Origin of the sequence: Streptomyces sp. NPDC060027 (genome assembly GCF_042737005.1) — a bacterium.
Taxonomy (GTDB): Bacteria; Actinomycetota; Actinomycetes; order Streptomycetales; family Streptomycetaceae; genus Streptomyces.
Genome location: NZ_JBHWVI010000011.1, coordinates 64,570 through 84,208, shown reverse-complemented (window position 1 = coordinate 84,208; position 19,639 = coordinate 64,570). Strand labels below are relative to the sequence as shown.

Sequence of the window (19,639 nt, the reverse complement as noted above, 5' to 3'; positions counted from 1 at the left end):
GTGCGCGGGGCCGTGCCGACGCGCGGGGCCTGGCCGGCGCCCGCTCAGCGGCACAGCACCAGCGCGTCCAGGGCCACGGCTCCCTGCCCGCGCGGCAGCACCATCAGCGGATTGATGTCCAGCTCCGCGATGTCGTCGCCGAGTTCGAGCGCCATGCGCTGCACCCGGATGACGACCTCGATCAGCGCGTCCACGTCCACCGGCGGACCTCCGCGCACCCCGTCGAGGAGCGCCCGCCCCCGCAGCTCGGACAGCATGGCCCGCGCCTGGTCCTCACCGAACGGCGGCACGCGTACGGCGGCGTCGCGCAGCACCTCGACGAGGACCCCGCCGAGCCCGACGGTCACGGTCGGCCCGAAGAGCGGGTCCTGTGTGACGCCGACGACCATCTCGACGCCCCGTTCGACCATCTGGCACACGAGGACGCCGTCGAGGGAGATGCCTTCGTAGCGGGCGATGTCGGTGAGCTCGCGGTAGGCGTCGCGGACCTGGCTGGCGGAGGTCAACCCGATCTTGACCAGGCCGAGTTCGGTCTTGTGGGCGATCTGCGCGCCGGAGGCCTTCATGACCACCGGGTAGCCGACCTGGCTCGCCGCCCGTACCGCCGCGGCCGCGCTGGTCACCAACTGCTCGCGCGGTACGCGGATCCCGTACGCGCGCAGCAGCTGCTTGGCCGCGTGCTCGCTCAGCTGCTGGCCCGGGCGCATCAGGGCCTGGGCCTTGCGGAAGGAGGGCGACGGGGTGCGCGGGGCCTCGTCGAAGGGGGAGCGGTAGGCGGCGGTGAACCGCGCGTGGTCGAGGTGGGCGCGGACGGCGGTGATGCAGTTGGCGAACGTACGGAAGGTGGCGACCCGGGACGACCCGAGCAGGGTCTCGCGGTAGGCCGCCTCGGTGCCGACCGGCGATCCCCACACCACGCACACCAGCTTGTCCGTCTGTTCCGCCGCGTGCACCAGGTCCTGCGCCAGCTTGTCGCTCATCGGCGGGAAGGGCCCGGTGATCGGGCAGATCAGCACGCCGACGGCGGGGTCGGCGAGGATCGCGTCGATGATCTTCCGCCCGCGCCAGTCGCCGACCGGGTGGCCCCCGTTGTCGACCGGGTTGGCGACGTTCAGGTAGTCGGGTATCCACGTGTGCAGCTCGGCCTGTTTGGCGTCGGAGAGGACCGGCAGACTCAGCCCCGCCTCGCTCGCCAGGTCCGCGAAGTGAGCGCCCGTGCCGCCCGAGATCGAATAGACGACGACCCCTTCGGCCTGCGGTGCGCGGGCCCGCGCCAACAGGGCCGCGGTGTCCTGGAGTTCGTCGAGTCCGTCGACCCGGATCACGCCGAACTGCCGCATCGCCGCGTCCACCACGGTGTCGGCGCCGGTCAGCTTGCCGGTGTGTGAGGCGGCGGTGCGGGCGCCGGTCTCGGTGCGGCCGACCTTGACCGCGACGACGGGCACCCCGCGCCGGGCGGCGCGGTCGGCGGCCAGCAGAAAGGAGCGGCCGTCCTTGAGCCCCTCGACGTAGCAGGCGATGGCGCCGACCTCGGGCCGCTCGGAGAAGTAGGAGATGAAGTCGGCGGTCTCCAGATCGGCCTCGTTGCCGGTGGGCGCCCAGTGCGAGAGGCGGACGCCCAGCTGCTGCATCGCGAACACCGGCCGCCCCTGGTGACCGGACTGGGTGATGAGGGCGATCGCGGGGCCGTCGAGGTCGTCGCGGAAGTGCTCGAAGGCGTTGAGGTTGGTGTTGGGTCCGAGCAGCCGCAGACCGGAGCGGCGCACGGCTGCGGCGAGCCGGGTCTGCGCGGCGGCGCCCTCGGCCCCGGTCTCCGCGAACCCGGAGGCGAAGGCGACGGCGAACTTCACCTTGGCCTCGGCCAGTTCCTCGATCACCGGAAGGGGGTCGCCGACGAGGAGTACGGCCAGATCCACCTGCTCCGGCAGGTCCGCGACGGAAGGGAGGCACGGCAGGCCGAAGACGGTCCGGCGGGTGGGGTGCACCGGGTGCAGCCGGGCGCCGACCCGCTCGGCCCAGCCGATCAGCTGCCGGGTGATCCCGGTGTTCGGCCGTCCCTCGGTGTCCGAGGCGCCGATCACGGCCACGGACTCGGGACGGAAGAAGCGGTCCAGGTCGGGTGCGTCGGCGTACAGCGGGCGACCGCTGACGTCCAGGTCGTCGATCTCGGCCGGTCGTCCGTGCACGACCGGCGAAGGTTGCTCGCCGCAGGCGATGACCCGGGCCCGGCGGGAGTCGGTGGTGAGGGTGCCGTGGGTTGATCCAAGCATCGGTCCGCCCGCTCCTGTGTGACAGCCAACTGTTAACTGACGCAGTGTCAGATTAACTAACTGACGCCCTGTCAGGAACCGTTGTGCAGGCAAAGGCTGCGAAGGGGGGCGCGGGTGCGTCGAACGTCGGCTGCGCGAAGGCGCGCGGCGGGCACCCGGTACGTACCCGCCCCGCGCGGCGGGGGAACCCGCCGACGGCCGACGGCCACCCCCGGGGCGGGCGGTCGGGAGCGACCTGTCCGCCGGTGTCCGACGCGGGACGGGCGGGATGCGCTGGGCCGGGGTGCGGCAGGCGGTGACGGGTGGCGCGCCCGTCGGCCGGGGTTTCGCCAGGTGGTGGGTGGTGGGTTCGTCGGCCGGGGGGCTTCGCCAAGTGGTGGTTTGTGGGTGGCGCGCCCGTCGGCCGGGGGGGGTTCGCCAGGTGGTGGGTGGTGGGTTCGTCGGCCGGGGTGCGTCAGGAGGTCGCGGGGGACTTGGCCCGGGTCTTGGAGGTGTGTCGGGCGACCGCCTTCGCGATCTTCACGGCGTCGAGGGCGAGTTCGCGGAACATGCCGCTGATGGGGTTGGTGAAGCCGGTGAAGTACAGGCCGGGTGCGTTCTTCGGGGTGCGTCCGCCGTGCACGACCGGGCGTCCGTGGCCGTCGAGCACGTCGAGGTGTCCGACGACGTCTTCCAGGGCGCGCGCGTATCCCGTCGCGGCGATCACGACGTCCGGGCCGATCCGGGTTCCGTCGGCGAGCACGGCCTTGCCGTCCTCGAAGCTCTCCACCGCGGCCACGATCTCGACCTTCCCCTTGCGGACGGCGTCGATGAGGCCGACGTCCTGGACGGGGATGGAACCCTCTTTGACGCGGGAGTAGAGGCCGGTGGCGGGACGGGGCAGACCCTGCGCCGCCAGGTCGGGCACGCTCAGCCGCGCCATCGGCCCGGCCAGCCCGTCCACCAGGCGCACCGGCAGCCGTCGTACGAGAATGCCTGTGAACTGCGCGGCCCAGCCCGCCGTCGAGCGGCGCACGATGTGCGGCGCGGTGCGCACGGACAGCCTGACGCGCGAGGCGCCGCCCTCGATCAGGTCCACGGCGATCTCGGCGCCCGTGTTGCCGACGCCGACGACGAGGACGTCACGGCCCTCGTAGGGGGCGGGGTTGCGGTACTCGCCGGCGTGCAGCAGCTTGCCGGTGTAGCCGTCGCGGCCGGGCCAGTCGGGGATGCGCGGGGTGTGGTTGTAGCCGGTCGCCACGACCACCGCGCTGCCGGTGAGCTCGCGGCCGCCGGTGGCGTGCAGCAGCCAGCCGTCGCCGCCCGGGGCGGGCTCGACGCGCGAGACCTCGACGCCCGTGACGATCTCCAGCTCGTGGTGCTCGGCGTACTTCTCCAGATAGCGCACCACGTCGCCGCGCGCCACCCACCGCCCGAACGAGCGGGGCATCGGCAGCCCCGGCAGCGCGGAGAGCCGCCGGGTGGTGTGCAGGTGCAGCCGGTCGTAGTGGCGCCGCCAGGACGCGCCGACCTGGTCCGACTTCTCGAGCACGACAGCCCGTACGCCCCGGGCGCGCAGCGCGTACGCCGCCGCGAGCCCTCCGGGGCCGCCTCCGATCACGTACACGGGACGGTCCTCCTGGGACGGCACCGTGCGGGAGGTCGTGGAAGCAGTCGAGTCGGCCATGAGCGCGAGCGTAATCACGACTTGGGTTGATAGGTCTCGGTCAAGACCGGAATCGGTTGCGAACTGGTCACGGCTGTGGGAGGCGTGCGTGCGACGGGTGGCGTAGATCACTTGGGTGTGGTCGAGGCGTGTGAAATGCGTGGTGTCGCCGCAGGTGGGCGCCGGGGTGTACGCCCTTCGCGGGAGCACGGGATCGGCTCCGGGCGTTCCCTCGGGGAGGGCGGGAGCGGGCGTGAGGTCGGTGGTGTGCCGGCGGTCCTGGGGGCGCGTACTCCTCGCCCGCGGGTTCCGGCCTCTTGCGCCGGCGCCCCCGGTGCATCGAAACTGACGTTCCGTCAGATCCGGCGCGCTGCGGGAGGTTCGGCCATGGACACGATCTGGCTCGGCGGGGCGGAATGGCTGGCCGTGCTCCGTATCGGGCTCGGGCTGTGGTGGCTGGAGAGCTGGCGGCACAAGGACAAGAAGGGCTGGTTCGAGCGGGGGACCGGGATCGCGTGGGCGTCGGAGGTCGCGGCCAAGCACCGGTGGAACGCGGTGCGGTCCGGTTTCGACACCGTCGTCGCCCCGCGCCCGCGGACGATGGCGTACGTCGTCGTGTACGCGGAACTGGCCCTCGGCCTCGGGCTGGTGGCCGGACTGCTGACGCCCGCCGCCCTGATCGGAGGGCTGCTCCTCAACGTCCTCTACTTCACGCTCATGATCCACGACTGGGCGGAGCAGGGGCAGAACGCGATGATGGCGCTCGTCTCGGCCGTCGGGTTGTTCGGGATGTCCTGGCAGACGTGGTCGCTGGACAACGCGCTGGGGCTTTTCCGGTGATCGGGGCCTCGGGGCGCGCGGATGCGGTGGGCCCGGCGAGTGAACCGGGCTCCGGGGGAGCACCGGGTCCGGGCGGTGCGGCAGGTTCCGCGGGAGTGCCGGGTGCGGCGGGTTCCGCGGGGGTGTCCGGAGCGGCGCGTTCCGGGGTCGGGGGGGTGTCCGGAGCGGCGGGTTCCGGGGGTGCGGGGGGTTCCGGCGGTGGCTTCGACGTGCCCGAGGTGGACGCCTTCACCCGGCCGTACTGGGACGCGGCGGCCGAGGGGCGGCTGCTGATCCGGCACTGCGCGGCCTGCGACCGACCTCACCACTACCCCAGGGAATTCTGCCCGCACTGCTGGAGCGAGGACGTGAGCTGGCGGCCCGCGAGCGGCCGCGCCACGCTCTACACCTGGTCCGTCGTCCACCGCAACGACCTGCCGCCGTTCGGCGGGCGTGTGCCGTACGTCGCCGCCGTCGTCGACCTGACGGAGGGTCCCCGGATGATGACCGAGGTGGTCGGGTGCGAGGAGGCGGCACTGCGGATCGGGATGAGTCTGGAGGTCGCGTTCCGGGCAGCGGTCCCCGTGTTCCGGCCGGCGTCACGCGACGGAGAACGACCCTCTCCGGTGCGGGAGGCGGGGCTGCTCCGGGGGTCTTCCGGGAGCCCCGGTCCGCTCCGGGAGTGACCCGTGGGCCTGGAGGGGTTTGAATGACTGGATGTCCGACGTCCATGAACACTTCGCCATCCATCCCTTCCCCGAGCTGACAGGTCTCGGTCTGCGGCTGCGTCCCTGGGACCTGGAGTCCGACGCCGACGTCTCGGCGTATCTGCGGGGGCTGGCCGATCCCGAGTTCCAGCGCTGGAACACCCCGCTCAGGTTCGTCCGGGACATCGACACCGCCCGTGAGTCGCTCCGGTCGCGCGTCGTCGCCGCGACGAACGGCACCGGGGTCTCCTTCTGCGTCACCGACGCGGAGACCGGCGAGACGCTGGGCCACATCGGCCTCAACGAGATCGACCACGTCATGAGCTGCGCACGCGTCGGTTACTGGGTCCTCCCGGAGTGCCGCGGCCGCCAGGTCGCCACCCGCGCCCTCACCCTCGCGGCCCGCTTCGCCTTCACCGACCTCGCCCTGCACCGCCTCGACCTCGGCCACGCCGTGGGCCACGCGCTGTCCTGCCGTGTCGCCGAGCGCTGCGGATTCCGGTACGAGGGGACGCTGCGCGGCGCGATGTTCGAGGCGGGGCGCCATGACGCGTTCCGCGACCTTCACGTGCACGGCCGGCTGGCCACGGATCCGGAACCCACGCCGACGGGCTGAGGGCCGGAGCCCGCCCCGACCTGCTGAGGCTCGGGAGCGCGCGCAGGCACGGTACGGGCCGGGAGCCCGGGCGGCGTGGTGAGGCTCAGGGCCGTACCGACCTGCCGAGGCTCGGGGCCCGCTGGCCCCGGCGGCGGGTCGCTCCGGAGCCCGCCCGACGGGGTGCGTGCGAGCCGGTGCCGCGACGCCGGCGCCTGGGACGGCGACCGGATCTCCTACGGCGGGCTCACGGTCGGGAGGACCCCGACGGCACCCCCGTCGCCATGGCGGGCGGGTCGGCCCCGATCGCCATCGCGGGCTTCACGGACGACGCCGCGGACGGGACGTACGACCGTCACGGCCAGAGCAGTTCCGTGGTCCAGCCGGTGTCCGCGCGGCGGTAGACGAGCCGTGCGTGGCGTCGGCGGGTGTCCCCCTGGAAGAACTCCACCTCGTCCGGGCGCAGGCGGTAGAGGGTCCAGGTGGGGGCGGGGGAGTCCGGGGAGCTCTCGGCCCGTTCCCAGGCGGCGTCCGACGCCCGGTCCAACTCCGCGCGCGAGGGCAGGACTTCGCTCTGGCGGCCCACGAGCGCGGCGGCCAGCGCCCCCGTGGACCGGGCGTGCAGGTCCGCTTGGCTCTCCTCGGGCGGCGCGACGGTGACGGGGCCGCGGAGCCGGATCTGGCGTCCCTGGACGGGCCAGTAGAAGTCGAGCGCCGCGTACGGACGGGCGGCGAGCTGCCGTCCCTTGCGGCTGGTGGCATGGCTGGCGAAGGCCCATCCGTCCGCGTCCGCGCCGTGCAGCATCACGATCCGGACGTCCGGCAGTCCGTCCTCGTCCGCCGTCGCCAGCGACATCGTGTGGGGCTCGGTCTGCCCGGCCGCCACCGCTTCCGCGAACCACCGGGTGAACAGGGCCAGCGGGTCCGCCGGTGCCTCCTCCGGTGCGAAGCCGGGCAGCTCCGTGTCCCACACCCGCAGCGATCTCAGCAGCTCATGAAGATCCGGTTCCATGCCACCGAGTATCACTCGGGGCGGGTCGGCGCCGCCGCGCCGCCCGTGCCGACCAGGTGATCGCGGGGCGAGGGCCGGGCCTCCTCGTACCGCTCATCCGCGCCCCAGCACCACCGTCCCCGACGAGCAGAACCAGCCTCCCGTCCCGGAGGCCACCGCCAGCTGGGGCGGTGTTCCGTCGGGTCGGCGCACCTGGCGTTCCTCCGGCAGCTCGCCGCGCAACTGCCGTACGGCCTCCACCAGCAGGAACAGGCCGCGCATTCCGGGGTGCTGGGCCGACAGTCCGCCCCCGTCGGTGTTCACGGGCAGTTCCCCGCCCACCAGCAGCCGCCCCTTCGCGGCGTCCACGAAGGATCCGCCCTCGCCCTTGGGACAGAACCCGAGGTCCTCCAGGGTCACCAGGGTCATGTAGGTGAAGGCGTCGTAGATCTCGGCGAAGTCGATCTCGTCCGGGCGGATCCCGGCCCGCTCGAAGGCGAGCCGGCCGCTCACCGCCGCCGGGGAGACGGTGAAGTCCGCCCACTCGGACATGGTGGTGTGGGAGACGTGCTCGCCGGTGCCGAGCACCCACACCGGGGCCGTACGGCAGTCCCGTACGTACTCCTCGGCCGCCAGCAGCACCGCCGCGCCGCCGTCGGAGCGGATGCAGCAGTGCAGCTTGGTGAAGGGGTCCGCGATCATCGGCCCCGCCAGGACCTCGTCGACGGTCACCGGGTCGCGGAACATCGCCTCCGGGTTGCGGGCGGCGTTGGCGCGGGCCTGGACGGCGACCGAGGCGAGCTGTTCGAGCGTGGTGCCGTAGGTGTGCATGTGGCGGCGCGCGGCCATCGCGTACTTGGCGATGAGGGTGTGGCCGTAGGGGACCTCGAACTGGAGCGGGCCCCGGGCGCCGAACGACAGGTTGCCGGTGCGGTGGCCCGCCCTGATGTCGGCGCGGGCCGTGGAGCCGTAGACGAGCAGGACGGCCTCGGCGTGGCCCACCGCGATCGCGTCGGCCGCGTGGGCCGCCATGACCTCCCAGGTGGACCCTCCGACGGAGGTCGAGTCGACCCAGGTGGGGCGCAGCCCCAGGTATTCGGCCACTTCGGCGGGAGCGAGGGTGCCGAGGCCCGCCGACGCGAAACCGTCGATCACCGAGCGGTCCAGGCCGGAGTCGGCCAGCGCGCGGCGCGCGGCCTGGGCGTGCAGTGCGTACGGGGTCGCCTCCTCCACGCGGCCGCAGTCGGACAGGGATATGCCGACGACGGCGACCTTGCGACGGCTGTGGCCCGGGGTGGCATGCGTCATGAATCTGACGGTACATCAGATGACTGCATCGGATAACTGCCCCGCCGGGAGGTGGTCGCACCCCTGTGCATCTGGAACCCTCCGCCCTAACATGACGGACCGTCAGATCGGGGAAGGTCCGCCGTCCAGCTGTCCCGCTGCCCGACGAGGGAGGAGCCCGCCCATGGATGCCCATCTCACCGCGGAGCAGGAGGAAATACGCCGTACGCTGCGGGAGTTGCTGGTCAAACGGTGCGGCCCGGAGGAGCTGAGGGCCGCCGAGCTGACCCCCGCCGGCTATGACCCGGCGCTCTGGGAAGCCCTCGCGCAGCAGCTCGGCTTGCCCGGACTCGCCCTCCCCGAGGCGTACGGCGGTGTCGGCTGCTCGGTGACCGAACTCGCCCTCGCCTGCGAGGAGTCGGGCCGTGCCCTCGCCCCCTCGCCGCTGCTGGCCACCGCCGTTCTCACCGCCCCGCTGATCATGGCCCTCGGTACCGAGGACCAGCGCCTCGCCCTGCTGCCGCGGCTGGCCTCGGGCGCGCTCACCGCCGCCCTCGCGGTACCGGGCGCGGGCCTGGCCACCGCCCTCGGGCTGGTCGGCGACAACCGCGGCGACTGGGCCGGCGGCGGTCGCGCCGGGGGCGTGCAGGCGCGCCGGGCGGACGGTGTGTGGCGGCTCTACGGGCAGGCGGCGCAGGTGCTCGACGGGCACAGTGCCGGGCTGCTGGTGGTGGCCGCGCACACCGGCGGGTTCGCGCGGTCGCGGACGCTGCTGTTCCTGGTGAGGGCCGGTGCCGAGGGGCTCGTGCGCGCGAGGCAGACGTCCTTGGACGGGACACGGCCGCAGGCCCGGCTCGAACTGCGTGATGTCGAAGCCGAGTTGCTGGGCGACGAGCAGGCCGACGTGCCCGCCGCGCTGGCCGCCGTCGGGGACACCGCCGCCGCCATGCTCGCCGTCGAGGCCGTGGGCGCCGCCGACCGCACGCTGGAACGCACCGTCGAATACGTGCGCCGGCGTGAGCAGTTCGGGCGGGCGATCGGCTCCTTCCAGGCGGTCAAGCACCGGCTCGCGGATGTGTACGTGGGCGTGCGGTCGGCCCGCTCGGCGGCGTACTACGCGGCGTGGGCCGCCGGGACGGGCGGCGAGCGGGTGGGCGGACTCGCGCTCGCCCAGGCGCTGGAGTCTCTGCGCACCGCCGCCTCCGAGGGCATCCAACTGCACGGGGGCATCGGCTTCACCTGGGAGCACGACGCCCATCTCTCCTTCAAGCGCGCGTCCGGCGACGAACTGCTCTTCGGCCCCGTGCACCGGCTGCGCGCGCACGCCGCCGACGCCGCGCGTCTCTTCGACGGCGGGGAGGTGACGGTCTGATGGCGGCGGCCAGGGGTTCGCGTCCAGGGACCGGCTCGGGAAGCGGTGCCGAGGGGAGGGCGGGCACGGGGACCGGGGCGAGGCGGATTCCCGGTGTACGGCTGGTGCAGCGGGTCTCCTCGACCCGGACCTTCGCCAGGGTGGCCCCCCACCTCATTCCGGCTCTCGACCGTGCCGTGCACCGGCTGACGCGCGGCAGGGTGCTGCTCAGCGCCCAGATGCTGCCGGGGGTCGTCCTGACCGCGCGCGGCGCCAAGAGCGGTCTGGAGCGCCGCACCCCGCTGGCCTGTATGCCGGAGAGCGACGCGTCGGGTGCCGCCGCGGGGGCCGGCTGGCTCCTCATCGGCTCCAACTTCGGCCGTACGGACCACCCCGCCTGGACCGCGAACCTCCTCGCTCGTCCTGACGCCGTCATCAACTGGAAGGGCGAGGACATCCCCGTGACCGCCCGGCTCCTCACGGGTGAGGAACGGGCCGCCGCGTGGAGGACGGTGCTGGCGTTCTGGCCGCCGTACGCCACCTATCAGGCCCGGGTGGACCGGGAGATACGGCTCTTCAGGATCGTGCGCCGACCGGTGCCCGCGGGCACCGCGGAAGGCGAGGTCCCGTCCGGCTGAACGAACCCTCCGCCCGGTCCGGCCGAACCGGCCGCCCGGCCGGGGGCCTTCACGCACGGCGACGGCCGGTTCCCGTCCGTCGGCCGGCTCCCCGCCCGTACAGCGCAGCGGGCGGCAGCCCACCGGAGTGTTCCTCCGGGATGAACTGCCGCCCGCATGACAGGAGCTGGGGCGATCAGGAGCGGGAATCTACTTCGTCGGCTTTTTCCCGGTCACGCCCAGGTACACCAACAGCGCAAGGTTCGGCTTGAGTTCGGCCTGCTTGACGCCCCACGTCTGGAAGCCCTTCTGATGCGAGGCGACCGCCGCGAGCATGGCGACGAGGGAACCGGCCATCGCGGCCGGGTTCACGTCCTTGTCGACCTTTCCCTTGGCCTGGAGCTCGGTGACCGAGTCCGTAAGGGAGTTGTTCACCGAGTTCAGGATCTTCATGCGGATCTTGTAGAACCGCTTGTCGCCCTCGGCTGCACCGAGGTCGACGACTCGGAGGATCGCGTCGTTCCTGCGCCAGAAGTCCAGGAAACCGTCGACGAGTTCCTGTGCGGTCTGCCAGCCGGCCTTGCCGACCCAGGACCGCCCTTCGAGCAACTGGGTCAACCCGGCGCCCTCGGCGGCCATTTGCTCGGCAATCTCCAGGACGGCGCCTTCGACGTCCGGGAAGTACTGGTAGAAGGTCGCCGGTGAAGTGCCTGCCTTCCGGGCGACGTCAATGACTTTGACATCCCGGTAGGGCGATGAGCTGAGCATCTCGCTGAGGCAGTCGAGCAACTTCTGCCGGGTCGCCTGCCCACGTCGTCCGGCCACGCGGCCGTCGACGGTACGCACTTGTCCTGTCATGCCGTCAGCTTACCGAGGGGTGATCGGAGCGCGATTCGGCCGACTGCAAATGGGGTGCGGCCGTACATCGCGGGGGTTCAAAGGGGGTTCGGCGCGGGGTTCACCGCCGGGCCCGATGCCGCGCGCAGGGGCCTTGAGCAGCGGCGGAGTGTCACCGGAGCGGCTGCGCCTGCTCTGCGGGATACGGAAAGGGCCGTTAGCTTGGCCGCATGGCCGAATCAGCCGTTGTCGCCGGGTTCTCCGAGGGCGTGCCCTGTTGGGTCGACGCACAGCTCCCCGATGTGGAGGCGGGCAAGCGCTTCTACGGCGAGCTGTTCGGCTGGACGTTCCCCGAGGAGTCCGACCTGTCGGGCTGGGCGGAGCTGGACGGCGAGCCGGTGGCCGGGCTCACGGCCAAGCGGGACGGCCGGATGCCGACGGTGTGGACGGTGTACTTCGCGACGCCGGACGCCGTGGCGCTCACCCGGCGGATCACCGAGGCGGGCGGCCGGATCATCACCGCCCCCACGGAGGTCGGCGCCTCGGGCGAGCTGGGCAGGGAGGCCCTCGCCACCGACCCGGAGGGCGCCGTCTTCGGCCTGTGGCAGCCCGGCACCCATCGCGGTTTCGGCAGGCGCCACGTGCGGCGCGCCTTCTGCTGGGCCGAGCTGTACGCGCGCGACACCGCGACCGTCGACCGCTTCTACGGCACCCTCTTCCGTGACGCGCTGTTCGGGCCCGACGCGACCCCCGACTTCGGCCGTGTTCCCGTCTCGGGCGTCTTTCCGGCCGAGATGCCACCCCACTTCGTCGTCCACTTCGGGGTCGAGGACTGCGATGAGGCACTCGGGACGGTGAACCGGCTGGGCGGCCGCGTTCAGGTGACACCCTTCGACACGTCGTACGGGCGGGTGGCCGTCGTCACGGACAATCAGGGTGCGTCGTTCGCGGTACTTGAACGGTGAAGGGCCACCGACCAGCCGTGACGCCGCTTCAGCCGTGACGGTGCCGCAAAGTTGAACATGTCTCAGCTCCGCGGACGGAACGCTTCTGCGGCGAGGGGCACGCGTTTTCGACGTGAGGGACGGCACTTCCGGGGTCAAGGGCGGGGTACTTCTGGGGTGAGGAGCGCATTTCGGCCTTGAACCGTCGCGCCCCGGCGGCCGTACTCCTGCGGGGGCGGATGTTTTGTCACGAGACACCCCGATCCGCCCCCGGGTTCGCAACCTGTGGCTCGGCCAGGAAGAATCGGGGTGCGTGCCGCCATGGCGGTGCGGTGGTGAGACGCTGCACTGGGCCGCGTTCATACGTGGATGACGCGACCCGTACGGGGAGGTGGCAGGCAAGTGGTGGATCAGCTGACGCAGCACGATCCGCGGCGGATCGGGCCGTTCGAGGTGCTGGGACGGCTGGGTGCCGGCGGCATGGGGCTGGTCTATCTCGCGCGCTCGGCTTCCGGCCGACGCGTGGCGATCAAGACGGTCAGGACGGAGCTCGCCGAGGACCAGCTGTTCCGGGTCCGCTTCTCGCGCGAGGTCGAGGCGGCCCGCGCCGTGTCCGGCTTCTACACGGCGGCCGTGGTCGACGCCGACGCCCGTGCCGCGGTGCCGTGGCTGGCCACCGCCTACGTGCCCGCGCCCTCGCTCGAAGAGATAGTGAATGAGTGCGGGCCGCTCCCGGCCCAGGCGGTGCGCTGGCTTGCGGCGGGTGTCGCGGAGGCGCTGCAGTCGATCCACGGCGCGGGACTCGTCCACCGCGACCTGAAGCCGTCGAACGTCCTGGTGGTCGAGGACGGGCCGCGCGTGATCGACTTCGGTATCGCGTCCGGCGTCTCGAACACCCGTCTGACCATGACCAATGTCGCCGTCGGTACACCCGCCTACATGTCGCCCGAGCAGGCGAAGGACTCGCGCAGCGTGACCGGTGCGAGCGACGTCTTCTCGCTCGGCTCGATGCTCGTCTTCGCGGCGACCGGACACGCCCCCTTCCACGGCGCCAACCCGGTCGAGACGGTCTTCATGCTGCTCCGCGAGGGCCCGGACCTCGAAGGCCTCCCCGATGAGCTGCGCCCGCTCATCGAGTCCTGTATGCAGATGGACGCCACGGCCCGCCCCAACCCCGCCGACCTCCAGGCCCAGCTCGCACCCCATCTCTTCGGCTCCGGCTCCGACGACAGCGGTACGGCGTCGGCGTGGCTGCCCGAGCGGGCGGTGGGCCTGATCGAGACGCGCCGCGGGGGCCGTCCGCCGGTGAAGCAGCCGGCCGCGGGAAGCGGACGCAGTGGCGGGGGGCGCGCGGTCGTGCCGCCGCCCCCCTCGCACGCCCCGGTGCCCGTGGGGGCGCCCGACACCGGCCCCGTGCGCCTCGCGGGCGCCAAGGTGCCCATCGGTCCCGGCCCGCGCGTCGCGGACGCCCGCGCGGCCGCCGTGAAGGCGCCGCCCCCGGAAGCCGGGCTCGCGGCGTCCTGGTCCCGGCCGCGCATCGGCGTGAACGGCGCCGACCCGGCACCCGCGCCCACGGTCGCGCCCCCCGTGCCCGACTCGCCGTCCGGCTGGCGCCCCTGGCGCTTCCGCATGTCGAACGACGTCTGGGGCACTCCCTCGGTCGCCGACGACCTCGTCTACGTCACCTCCTTCGAGGTCCACGCCCTCGACGTCGCGACCGGCCGCCGCCGTTTCAAGACCCGTGACGTGGCCTGGTCGATGGCGGTGGCGGACGGCCGCATCCACGCGTCCGACGGGCCGACGCTGTTCGCGCTCGAGGCCAGGGAGGGTGCGGATCTCTGGCGCCTGTCCACGGACGCCTGGGTCTACTCGCTGCAGGCCGACCGCGGAACCGTCGTCACCGGCACCCGTGGGGGCGGCATCCAGGCCTGGGAGGCCTCGAACGGCCAGAAGCTCTGGGAGATCAGCGGCGGCCAGACGGACTTCGAGTCCCCGGAGGCCGGTCCGGCGCTCCACGACGGCACGGTGTTCGTCTGGAAGGACGCGCGGCTGCGCGCGCTGGAGGCCCGTACGGGCGAGGAGCGCTGGTCGTACCCGATCGGCGACGCGGCCTCCTGCGGCGGCGTACCGGTCCGCATCACGTACGCGCCCGACGGCTACGCCTACATCTCCGCCGGCACCCGCGTCCTCGCCGTCGACGTGGCGAGCGGTCACGTCCGCTGGCACTTCGAGGCCCCGGCCGTCTTCCTCTGCCCGCCCACCTTCGCTCCGGGCCCGGCGGTGACGGGCGGTGGCGTCTACCTGGCCGACTACCTCGGCACGGTGTACGCCCTCGACGCGACCGACGGCCGCGACCGCTGGCGCATCGCCACCGAGTCCCGCTCCTCCACCGAGCCGGTCCTCGTCGCCGCGGGCCACGTCCACGTGGGCAGCGGCAAGGGCCTGTACACGCTGGACGCCGTCACCGGCACCCCGAAGTGGCGCTTCCAGGCCGGGGGCGACCTGGTCGGCGCCCCGGCGGTGGCCGACGGCCGCATCCACTTCGGCTCCACGGACCACCTGCTGTACACCCTGAAGGCCGACGACGGGCGCCTGCGCTGGAAGCTGGCCACCGGCGGCGAGATCACCGGGGCGCCCGTGGTCAAGGACGGCGTCGTGTACGCGTGCAGCAAGGACCGCTGTGTGTACGCGCTGGACGCGGAGAAGGGGACCGGGACGGCCCGCACGACGTGACGGAGCCCGCTCCGGGACCTCTGTGACGGCCGCCGCACCGGGCACGGAAGGTCTCCGGACGGCGGCCGTCGTTCGAGCGGGCGGCGTGCGGGATGCCGCTCCGGCTGCCGACGCTACGCCCGGCGTGACCGGTCCGCCACACGGAGCGAGGGGCGCCCGGTCCGAGGCCTTCCGGTCCGAGGGCCGTCCCGTCGAGGGCCGCCCGGTCCTGGGTCCCTCCGGTCGGAGCGCGGCCCGGTCCGAGGGCCGTCCGGTTCGCGGAGGGGGCGTTCGGTTCGCGGAGGGGGCGTTCGGACGACCGCCCTAGCGCAGCCGGAACCCCGGCCGTCGTGCCGAGAAGAGTCCCGCCTGCCGCTCGTCCGGCAGGTTCCCGAGGGAGACGAGCTGGGGGGCGTGCGCGAGAGCCGCCGCACGGGTCGCCTCCTGCGCCAGCCACAGTGCCCGTACGGTCCCCTGGACGGCTTCGGCCGGGTAGGACGCGATCACCGCCGCGCACTCCACGGCCGCGGCCAACGCCCCGCCCGGCGGGGTGAGTTCGGACACCAGCCCCACCTCGTGGGCCCGCCGCGCGGAGATCCGTTCGGCGGTCCCCATCAGCGCCATCCGCGCGACTTCCCCGAACGGCATCCGCTGCGCGAGGTAGACGGACTCGTACGCGCTGACCATCCCGTACGTCGTGTGCGGATCGAAGAAGGTCGCCTCCTCGTCGGCCACGACGAACTCCGACTCGCCCAGCAGGTAGAAGGCGCCGCCGCAGGCGATCCCGTTCACGGCGGCGATCACCGGCTTCCACAGGTCGTTGGCCTTCGGCCCGATCGCGGCGAGCGGATCGTCCACCATGTACGGGGAGCCGGGCTGAGGTACGGAGACGCTCCGGTCGATGCCGGTGCAGAAGGCCCGCGTCCCGGCGCCGGTGACGACGACCGCCCGTACGGTGTCGTCGAACCGGAACTCGCGCCAGGCGGCGACCAGTTCGGCCACCATGCCGAGATCGATGGCGTTGAGCCTGCCCGGCCGGTCGAGCGTGAGGACCGCGACCCCTGTGTCCTTGTCGACCGCCACCACGAGGCCACCACGCCCGGCGTCAGCCTGGCCCGGTGCGTTCCCCGCACCGGCGCCGCCCTCGCCGAGGCCGCCGCCCGCCCCGCCGCCGCTCACGCCCGCTCCAGGACCCAGCGCGGAACGGTCATGCCGTTCACCTCGGTGAACACCGCCTGGACCCGTGCGCCGATCCGGATCCGTTCCGGCGGGACCGAGTTGAGGGGCTCGTCCGGTCCGCTCACCAGATTCCCGACCAGCCGTATCCGGGGCGCGTCGGCCAGCTCCACCACGATCGCGTTGTACGGGGCCTGCTCCGCGTAGGCGGGAAGGAGCGGCGGATGCGGGACGACGTACGACCAGATCCGGCCGCGCCCGCTCATCCTTCGCCACTCGCTCGCGAAGGAGTGGCAGTGCGGGCAGCAGGGCCGGGGCGGAAAGCGGAGCTCGTCGCAGTCGGCGCAGGACTGGACGCGGAGTTCGCCCCGGGCCGCGTACTCCCAGAAGGGCGCGCCGTCGTCGTCGAGGACGGGGGACAGCAGGGACTCGTTCATCTCGGCTCCTCAGCTTCTCAGCAGGAGTGCGGAGGTAGGGACCCCTTCCCCCGCCGTGACCAGGCAGGTCGCCGCCCCCGGCACCTGTGCCGTACTCGTGCCCCGCAACTGCTTCACGCCCTCGTTGATGAGGTTGAAGCCGTGCACGTAGGCCTCGCTGAGCCCGCCGCCCCCCGTGTTCACGGGCAGCCGTCCGCCGATCTCCAGCGCACCGCCCTCCGTGAAGGCCGCGCCCTCCCCGCGCCCGCAGAAGCCGTACCCCTCCAGCGAGAGCGGGATCAGCGGCGTGAACGCGTCGTAGATCTGCGCCACGTCGACGTCCTCCGGCGTGAAGTCGGCGTGTTTCCACAGGTGTCGGGCGGCGGTCCAGGCGGGGCCGGTGAGCGGATCGTCGTTCCAGTAGTTGACCATGCCGTGGTGCTGGGCGGGCAGGCCCTGGGCGGCGGAGTGGACGTACACGGGCCGCTGCCGGCAGTCGCGGGCGCGCTCGGCGGAGACGATCACGCAGGCCAGCGCGCCGTCCGTCTCCAGGCAGTTGTCGAAGAGGCAGAGGGGCTCGCTGATCCAGCGGGAGGTCATGTACATCTCGCGGGTCAGCGGGCGCTCGTACATCATCGCGGCCGGGTTCTGGTTGGCGCGGTTGCGGCAGGCCAGCGCCACGTTGAACAGATGGTCGCGCGTCGCCCCGTACTCGTGCAGGTAGCGGCGTGCGAGCATCCCGATCTCGTCGGCGGGCCGCAGCAGCCCGAAGGGCCGGGTCCACTGGGCCGGGGTGGGGAGCTGGACGGCCGTGTTCTTCCAGGGCCGGGGCCCGCTGCCCCGTTTGCGCGAGCGCCAGGCCACCCCCACCGTCGCCTGGCCCGCGGCGACGGCGGCGGCGAGATGCGCGACGGTGGCGCAGGAACCGCCGCCTCCGAAGCCCACCTTGCTGAAGAAGGTGAGGTCACCGAGCCCGACGGCCTTGGCGACCTCCACCTCGTCGGTCTCCTCCATGGTGTAGGAGGCGAGTCCGTCGACCTCGGCGGGCGCGATGCCGGCGTCGTCGAGAGCGGCGAGGATCGCGCGGCAGGCCAAGGCCTTCTCGGACTCGGGGAGTTGTCTGGCGAACGGGGTCTGTCCGATCCCGACGACGGCTGTGGCGTCCTTGATCCCCGGCATGGGTGCACCTCCGCAGACGGTCCCGGCTGCTGACAGGCCGTCAGGCTACAGCTAATCTGACGGTCAGTCAGCTAGTGGTGCTTCAGCGAGAGGTGCGCGATGCGCGGTGACCTGGAGTGGGGCGGCGTCCCGGGACTGGTGCGGTCGGCGGCGACCCGCTTCGCGGACCGCGAGGCGGTCGTCGAGGGCCGGACACGCGTCTCCTACGAGGAGTTGGGCGCCCGGGTGGAGCGCGCCGCGGCGGCCTGCATGGCGAGCGGCGTACGTCTCGGCGACCGTGTCGCCATCTGGGCCCCGAACACGCTCGACTGGATCGTCTCCGCCCTCGGCGCGGTGTCCGCGGGCGCGGTCCTCGTCCCCCTCAACACCCGCTTCAAGGGCGCCGAGGCCGCGTACGTACTGGCCCGGAGCCGGGCGAAGCTGCTGTTCGTGACGGGAACGTTCCTCGGCACCTCATATGTGGCGTCGCTGCGCAGGGCGTCCGGCGAGGGCCCCGGACCCGGCCCGCTGCCCGGTCTCCCGCACCTGGAACAGGTGGTGGTCCTCGCGGACGACGCCCCCGCCGACTTCCGCACGTGGAAGGACTTCCTGGCCGGCGGGGAGGGAGCGGGGACGGACGAGGTGCGCCGCCGCGGCGCGGCCGTGTCCGGCGCGTCGCCCTCGGACATCATCTTCACCTCGGGCACCACGGGCCGCCCGAAGGGTGCCCTGATCACCCATGCGCAGACGCTGCGCTGCTACGAGATCTGGAGCGACCTCGCCGGCCTGCGCGAGGGCGACCGCTATCTGATCGTGAACCCGTTCTTCCACACCTTCGGCTACAAGGCCGGGATCATCGCCTGCCTGATGCGCGGGGCGACGATGATCCCGCAGCCGGTGTTCGATGTGGACACCGTCCTCGCGAACGTGGCCGCGGAACACGTCTCCGTCCTCCCCGGCCCGCCCACCCTCCACCAGTCGCTGCTGGACCACCCGTCCCGGGCCGCGTACGACCTTTCGGCCCTGCGCCTGGTGGTCACCGGCGCGGCGGTGGTGCCGCTGCGCCTCGTCGAGCGTCTGCGCACGGAACTCGGCGTGGACACGGTGCTCACTGCGTACGGCCTCTCCGAGGCGAGCGGGATCGTCACGATGTGCCGCAGGGGAGACCCGCCGGCGGTGATCGCCTCCACCTCGGGCCGGGCGATCCCGGACACCGAGGTGCGGGTGGTGGACCCCTCGGGAACCCCGGTGGCCCCCGGCTCTCCCGGCGAGGTCCTGACCCGCGGCTTCAACGTCATGCGCGGCTACTTCGAGGACCCCGAGGCCACGGCGGCTGTTCTGTCCGAGGACGGCTGGCTGCGCACGGGCGACGTGGGCGTCCTCGACCCCGAGGGCAACCTCCGCATCACCGACCGCATCAAGGACATGTACATCGTCGGCGGCTTCAACGCCTACCCCGCGGAGATAGAGCAGCTGCTCGGCCTGCACCCCGACGTCGCCGACGTGGCGGTCATCGGCATCCCGGACAGCCGGCTGGGCGAGGTCGGCAAGGCCTACGTCGTCCGCCGCCCGCACTCCGTCCTCACCGCCGAGGACCTCATCGCCTGGTCCCGCCGGGAGATGGCCAACTACAAGGTCCCGCGCACGGTCGAGTTCGTCGGCGCGCTGCCGCGGAACGCGAGCGGAAAGGTGGTCAAGGGCGAGCTGCGGGGACGGTGAGCTCGGCATGGCGATGGGTACGGCAACCAAGAAGTACACACGGCGGCCGCCCCCGGACACACGGCGGCCGCGGCGGCTCCCCCTCCGCGCCGCCGCGGCCGATCCCCGTGTGGTGTGGCTCTGGTCAGGCAGGCTCGTCCGTGGCGTGGACGTTGTCCGTGGACGCGTCGCCGGTGTCCTCGCCCGGTGCGATCGGGTTCTTGCCCTTGAGCGGCTCGTCCGTGGCGTGGACGTTGTCCGTCGAGGCCGTCGGCTCGCCGGTGGCGTGGACGTTGTCGGTGCTGAGGTCGTCACTCATGACTGGCTCCCCTGGCAGTTCTGTTCGTTGCGGTTGCGGTAGTCGGGAAGGGCCCGTCCGGCAACTCCCCCGAGGGTCGCCGGACGGGCACTTCTGG

General features: G+C 72.8%; 17 protein-coding genes. 8 read left to right on the top strand and 9 right to left on the bottom strand.

All coding sequences use genetic code 11. From position 1 onward, the window contains the following. Positions 1-44 precede the first annotated feature (44 nt). Together ACFWBT_RS04995 and ACFWBT_RS04990 are read right to left on the bottom strand one after the other, a co-directional pair. Positions 45-2,270: an acetate--CoA ligase family protein gene (locus tag ACFWBT_RS04995; RefSeq protein ID WP_385695991.1), complete on the bottom strand. Its 2,226-nt coding sequence runs from the start codon at positions 2,268-2,270 to the stop codon at positions 45-47. A 454-nt stretch (positions 2,271-2,724) separates the two neighbouring features. Then, positions 2,725-3,936 carry a flavin-containing monooxygenase gene (locus ACFWBT_RS04990; protein ID WP_385695988.1) on the bottom strand — a complete coding sequence of 404 codons (1,212 nt, stop codon included), beginning with the start codon at positions 3,934-3,936 and terminating at the stop codon, positions 2,725-2,727. Positions 3,937-4,302: 366 nt separating this feature from the next. On the opposite strand from ACFWBT_RS04990, the gene ACFWBT_RS04985 reads away from it, so the two are divergent. The 3 genes from ACFWBT_RS04985 to ACFWBT_RS04975 all read left to right on the top strand — a co-directional run bounded on the left by ACFWBT_RS04985 (position 4,303) and on the right by ACFWBT_RS04975 (position 6,057). Next, entirely contained in the window at positions 4,303-4,755 is a 453-nt protein-coding gene (locus ACFWBT_RS04985) for a DoxX family protein (RefSeq protein ID WP_385695985.1), read from the top strand. 155 nt (positions 4,756-4,910) lie between these two features. Beyond that, positions 4,911-5,420, top strand: a complete 510-nt coding sequence (locus ACFWBT_RS04980; protein WP_385695982.1) for a Zn-ribbon domain-containing OB-fold protein — start codon at positions 4,911-4,913, stop codon at positions 5,418-5,420. Positions 5,421-5,451: 31 nt separating this feature from the next. Next, positions 5,452-6,057 (top strand): GNAT family N-acetyltransferase, encoded by a 606-nt coding sequence (locus ACFWBT_RS04975; protein ID WP_385695979.1) that lies wholly within the window; start codon positions 5,452-5,454, stop codon positions 6,055-6,057. A gap of 334 nt (positions 6,058-6,391) precedes the next feature. Here ACFWBT_RS04975 and ACFWBT_RS04970 read toward each other — a convergent pair whose 3' ends face one another. Beyond that, positions 6,392-7,048, bottom strand: coding sequence for a pyridoxal 5'-phosphate synthase (locus tag ACFWBT_RS04970; RefSeq protein ID WP_385695977.1), 657 nt, complete (start codon positions 7,046-7,048; stop codon positions 6,392-6,394). 93 nt (positions 7,049-7,141) lie between these two features. Next, on the bottom strand, positions 7,142-8,335 hold the full coding sequence (locus ACFWBT_RS04965; protein WP_385695974.1) for an acetyl-CoA acetyltransferase: 1,194 nt from the start codon (positions 8,333-8,335) through the stop codon (positions 7,142-7,144). 163 nt (positions 8,336-8,498) lie between these two features. On the opposite strand from ACFWBT_RS04965, the gene ACFWBT_RS04960 reads away from it, so the two are divergent. Both ACFWBT_RS04960 and ACFWBT_RS04955 read left to right on the top strand, forming a co-directional pair. Beyond that, positions 8,499-9,686: an acyl-CoA dehydrogenase family protein gene (locus ACFWBT_RS04960; RefSeq protein ID WP_385695971.1), complete on the top strand. Its 1,188-nt coding sequence runs from the start codon at positions 8,499-8,501 to the stop codon at positions 9,684-9,686. 86 nt (positions 9,687-9,772) lie between these two features. Further along, on the top strand, positions 9,773-10,303 hold the full coding sequence (locus tag ACFWBT_RS04955) for a nitroreductase family deazaflavin-dependent oxidoreductase (RefSeq protein WP_385696003.1): 531 nt from the start codon (positions 9,773-9,775) through the stop codon (positions 10,301-10,303). Between the two features lie 189 nt (positions 10,304-10,492). On the opposite strand, the gene ACFWBT_RS04950 is transcribed toward ACFWBT_RS04955, so the two are convergent. Next, complete coding sequence (locus ACFWBT_RS04950; protein WP_385696000.1) at positions 10,493-11,128, bottom strand: TetR family transcriptional regulator; 636 nt, start codon at positions 11,126-11,128, stop codon at positions 10,493-10,495. Between the two features lie 221 nt (positions 11,129-11,349). On the opposite strand from ACFWBT_RS04950, the gene ACFWBT_RS04945 reads away from it, so the two are divergent. Together ACFWBT_RS04945 and ACFWBT_RS04940 are read left to right on the top strand one after the other, a co-directional pair. After that, entirely contained in the window at positions 11,350-12,084 is a 735-nt protein-coding gene (locus tag ACFWBT_RS04945; RefSeq protein WP_385695968.1) for a VOC family protein, read from the top strand. Positions 12,085-12,465: 381 nt separating this feature from the next. Continuing rightward, positions 12,466-14,796: a PQQ-binding-like beta-propeller repeat protein gene (locus ACFWBT_RS04940; RefSeq protein ID WP_385695966.1), complete on the top strand. Its 2,331-nt coding sequence runs from the start codon at positions 12,466-12,468 to the stop codon at positions 14,794-14,796. A 303-nt stretch (positions 14,797-15,099) separates the two neighbouring features. On the opposite strand, the gene ACFWBT_RS04935 is transcribed toward ACFWBT_RS04940, so the two are convergent. The 3 genes from ACFWBT_RS04935 to ACFWBT_RS04925 all read right to left on the bottom strand — a co-directional run bounded on the left by ACFWBT_RS04935 (position 15,100) and on the right by ACFWBT_RS04925 (position 17,546). Next, complete coding sequence (locus ACFWBT_RS04935) at positions 15,100-15,861, bottom strand: enoyl-CoA hydratase/isomerase family protein (protein WP_385695997.1); 762 nt, start codon at positions 15,859-15,861, stop codon at positions 15,100-15,102. An 89-nt stretch (positions 15,862-15,950) separates the two neighbouring features. Beyond that, positions 15,951-16,376 carry a Zn-ribbon domain-containing OB-fold protein gene (locus tag ACFWBT_RS04930; RefSeq protein WP_385695995.1) on the bottom strand — a complete coding sequence of 142 codons (426 nt, stop codon included), beginning with the start codon at positions 16,374-16,376 and terminating at the stop codon, positions 15,951-15,953. 21 nt (positions 16,377-16,397) lie between these two features. After that, the gene (locus ACFWBT_RS04925; protein ID WP_385695964.1) at positions 16,398-17,546 is read right to left on the bottom strand and encodes a lipid-transfer protein; all 1,149 of its coding nucleotides are present in this window, start codon (positions 17,544-17,546) and stop codon (positions 16,398-16,400) included. Between the two features lie 99 nt (positions 17,547-17,645). Here ACFWBT_RS04925 and ACFWBT_RS04920 point away from each other — a divergent pair, with 99 nt between their 5' ends. After that, on the top strand, positions 17,646-19,244 hold the full coding sequence (locus ACFWBT_RS04920; protein ID WP_385695962.1) for a FadD3 family acyl-CoA ligase: 1,599 nt from the start codon (positions 17,646-17,648) through the stop codon (positions 19,242-19,244). Positions 19,245-19,368: 124 nt separating this feature from the next. Here ACFWBT_RS04920 and ACFWBT_RS04915 read toward each other — a convergent pair whose 3' ends face one another. Further along, positions 19,369-19,542 (bottom strand): hypothetical protein, encoded by a 174-nt coding sequence (locus tag ACFWBT_RS04915; protein WP_266759824.1) that lies wholly within the window; start codon positions 19,540-19,542, stop codon positions 19,369-19,371. Positions 19,543-19,639 lie beyond the last annotated feature (97 nt).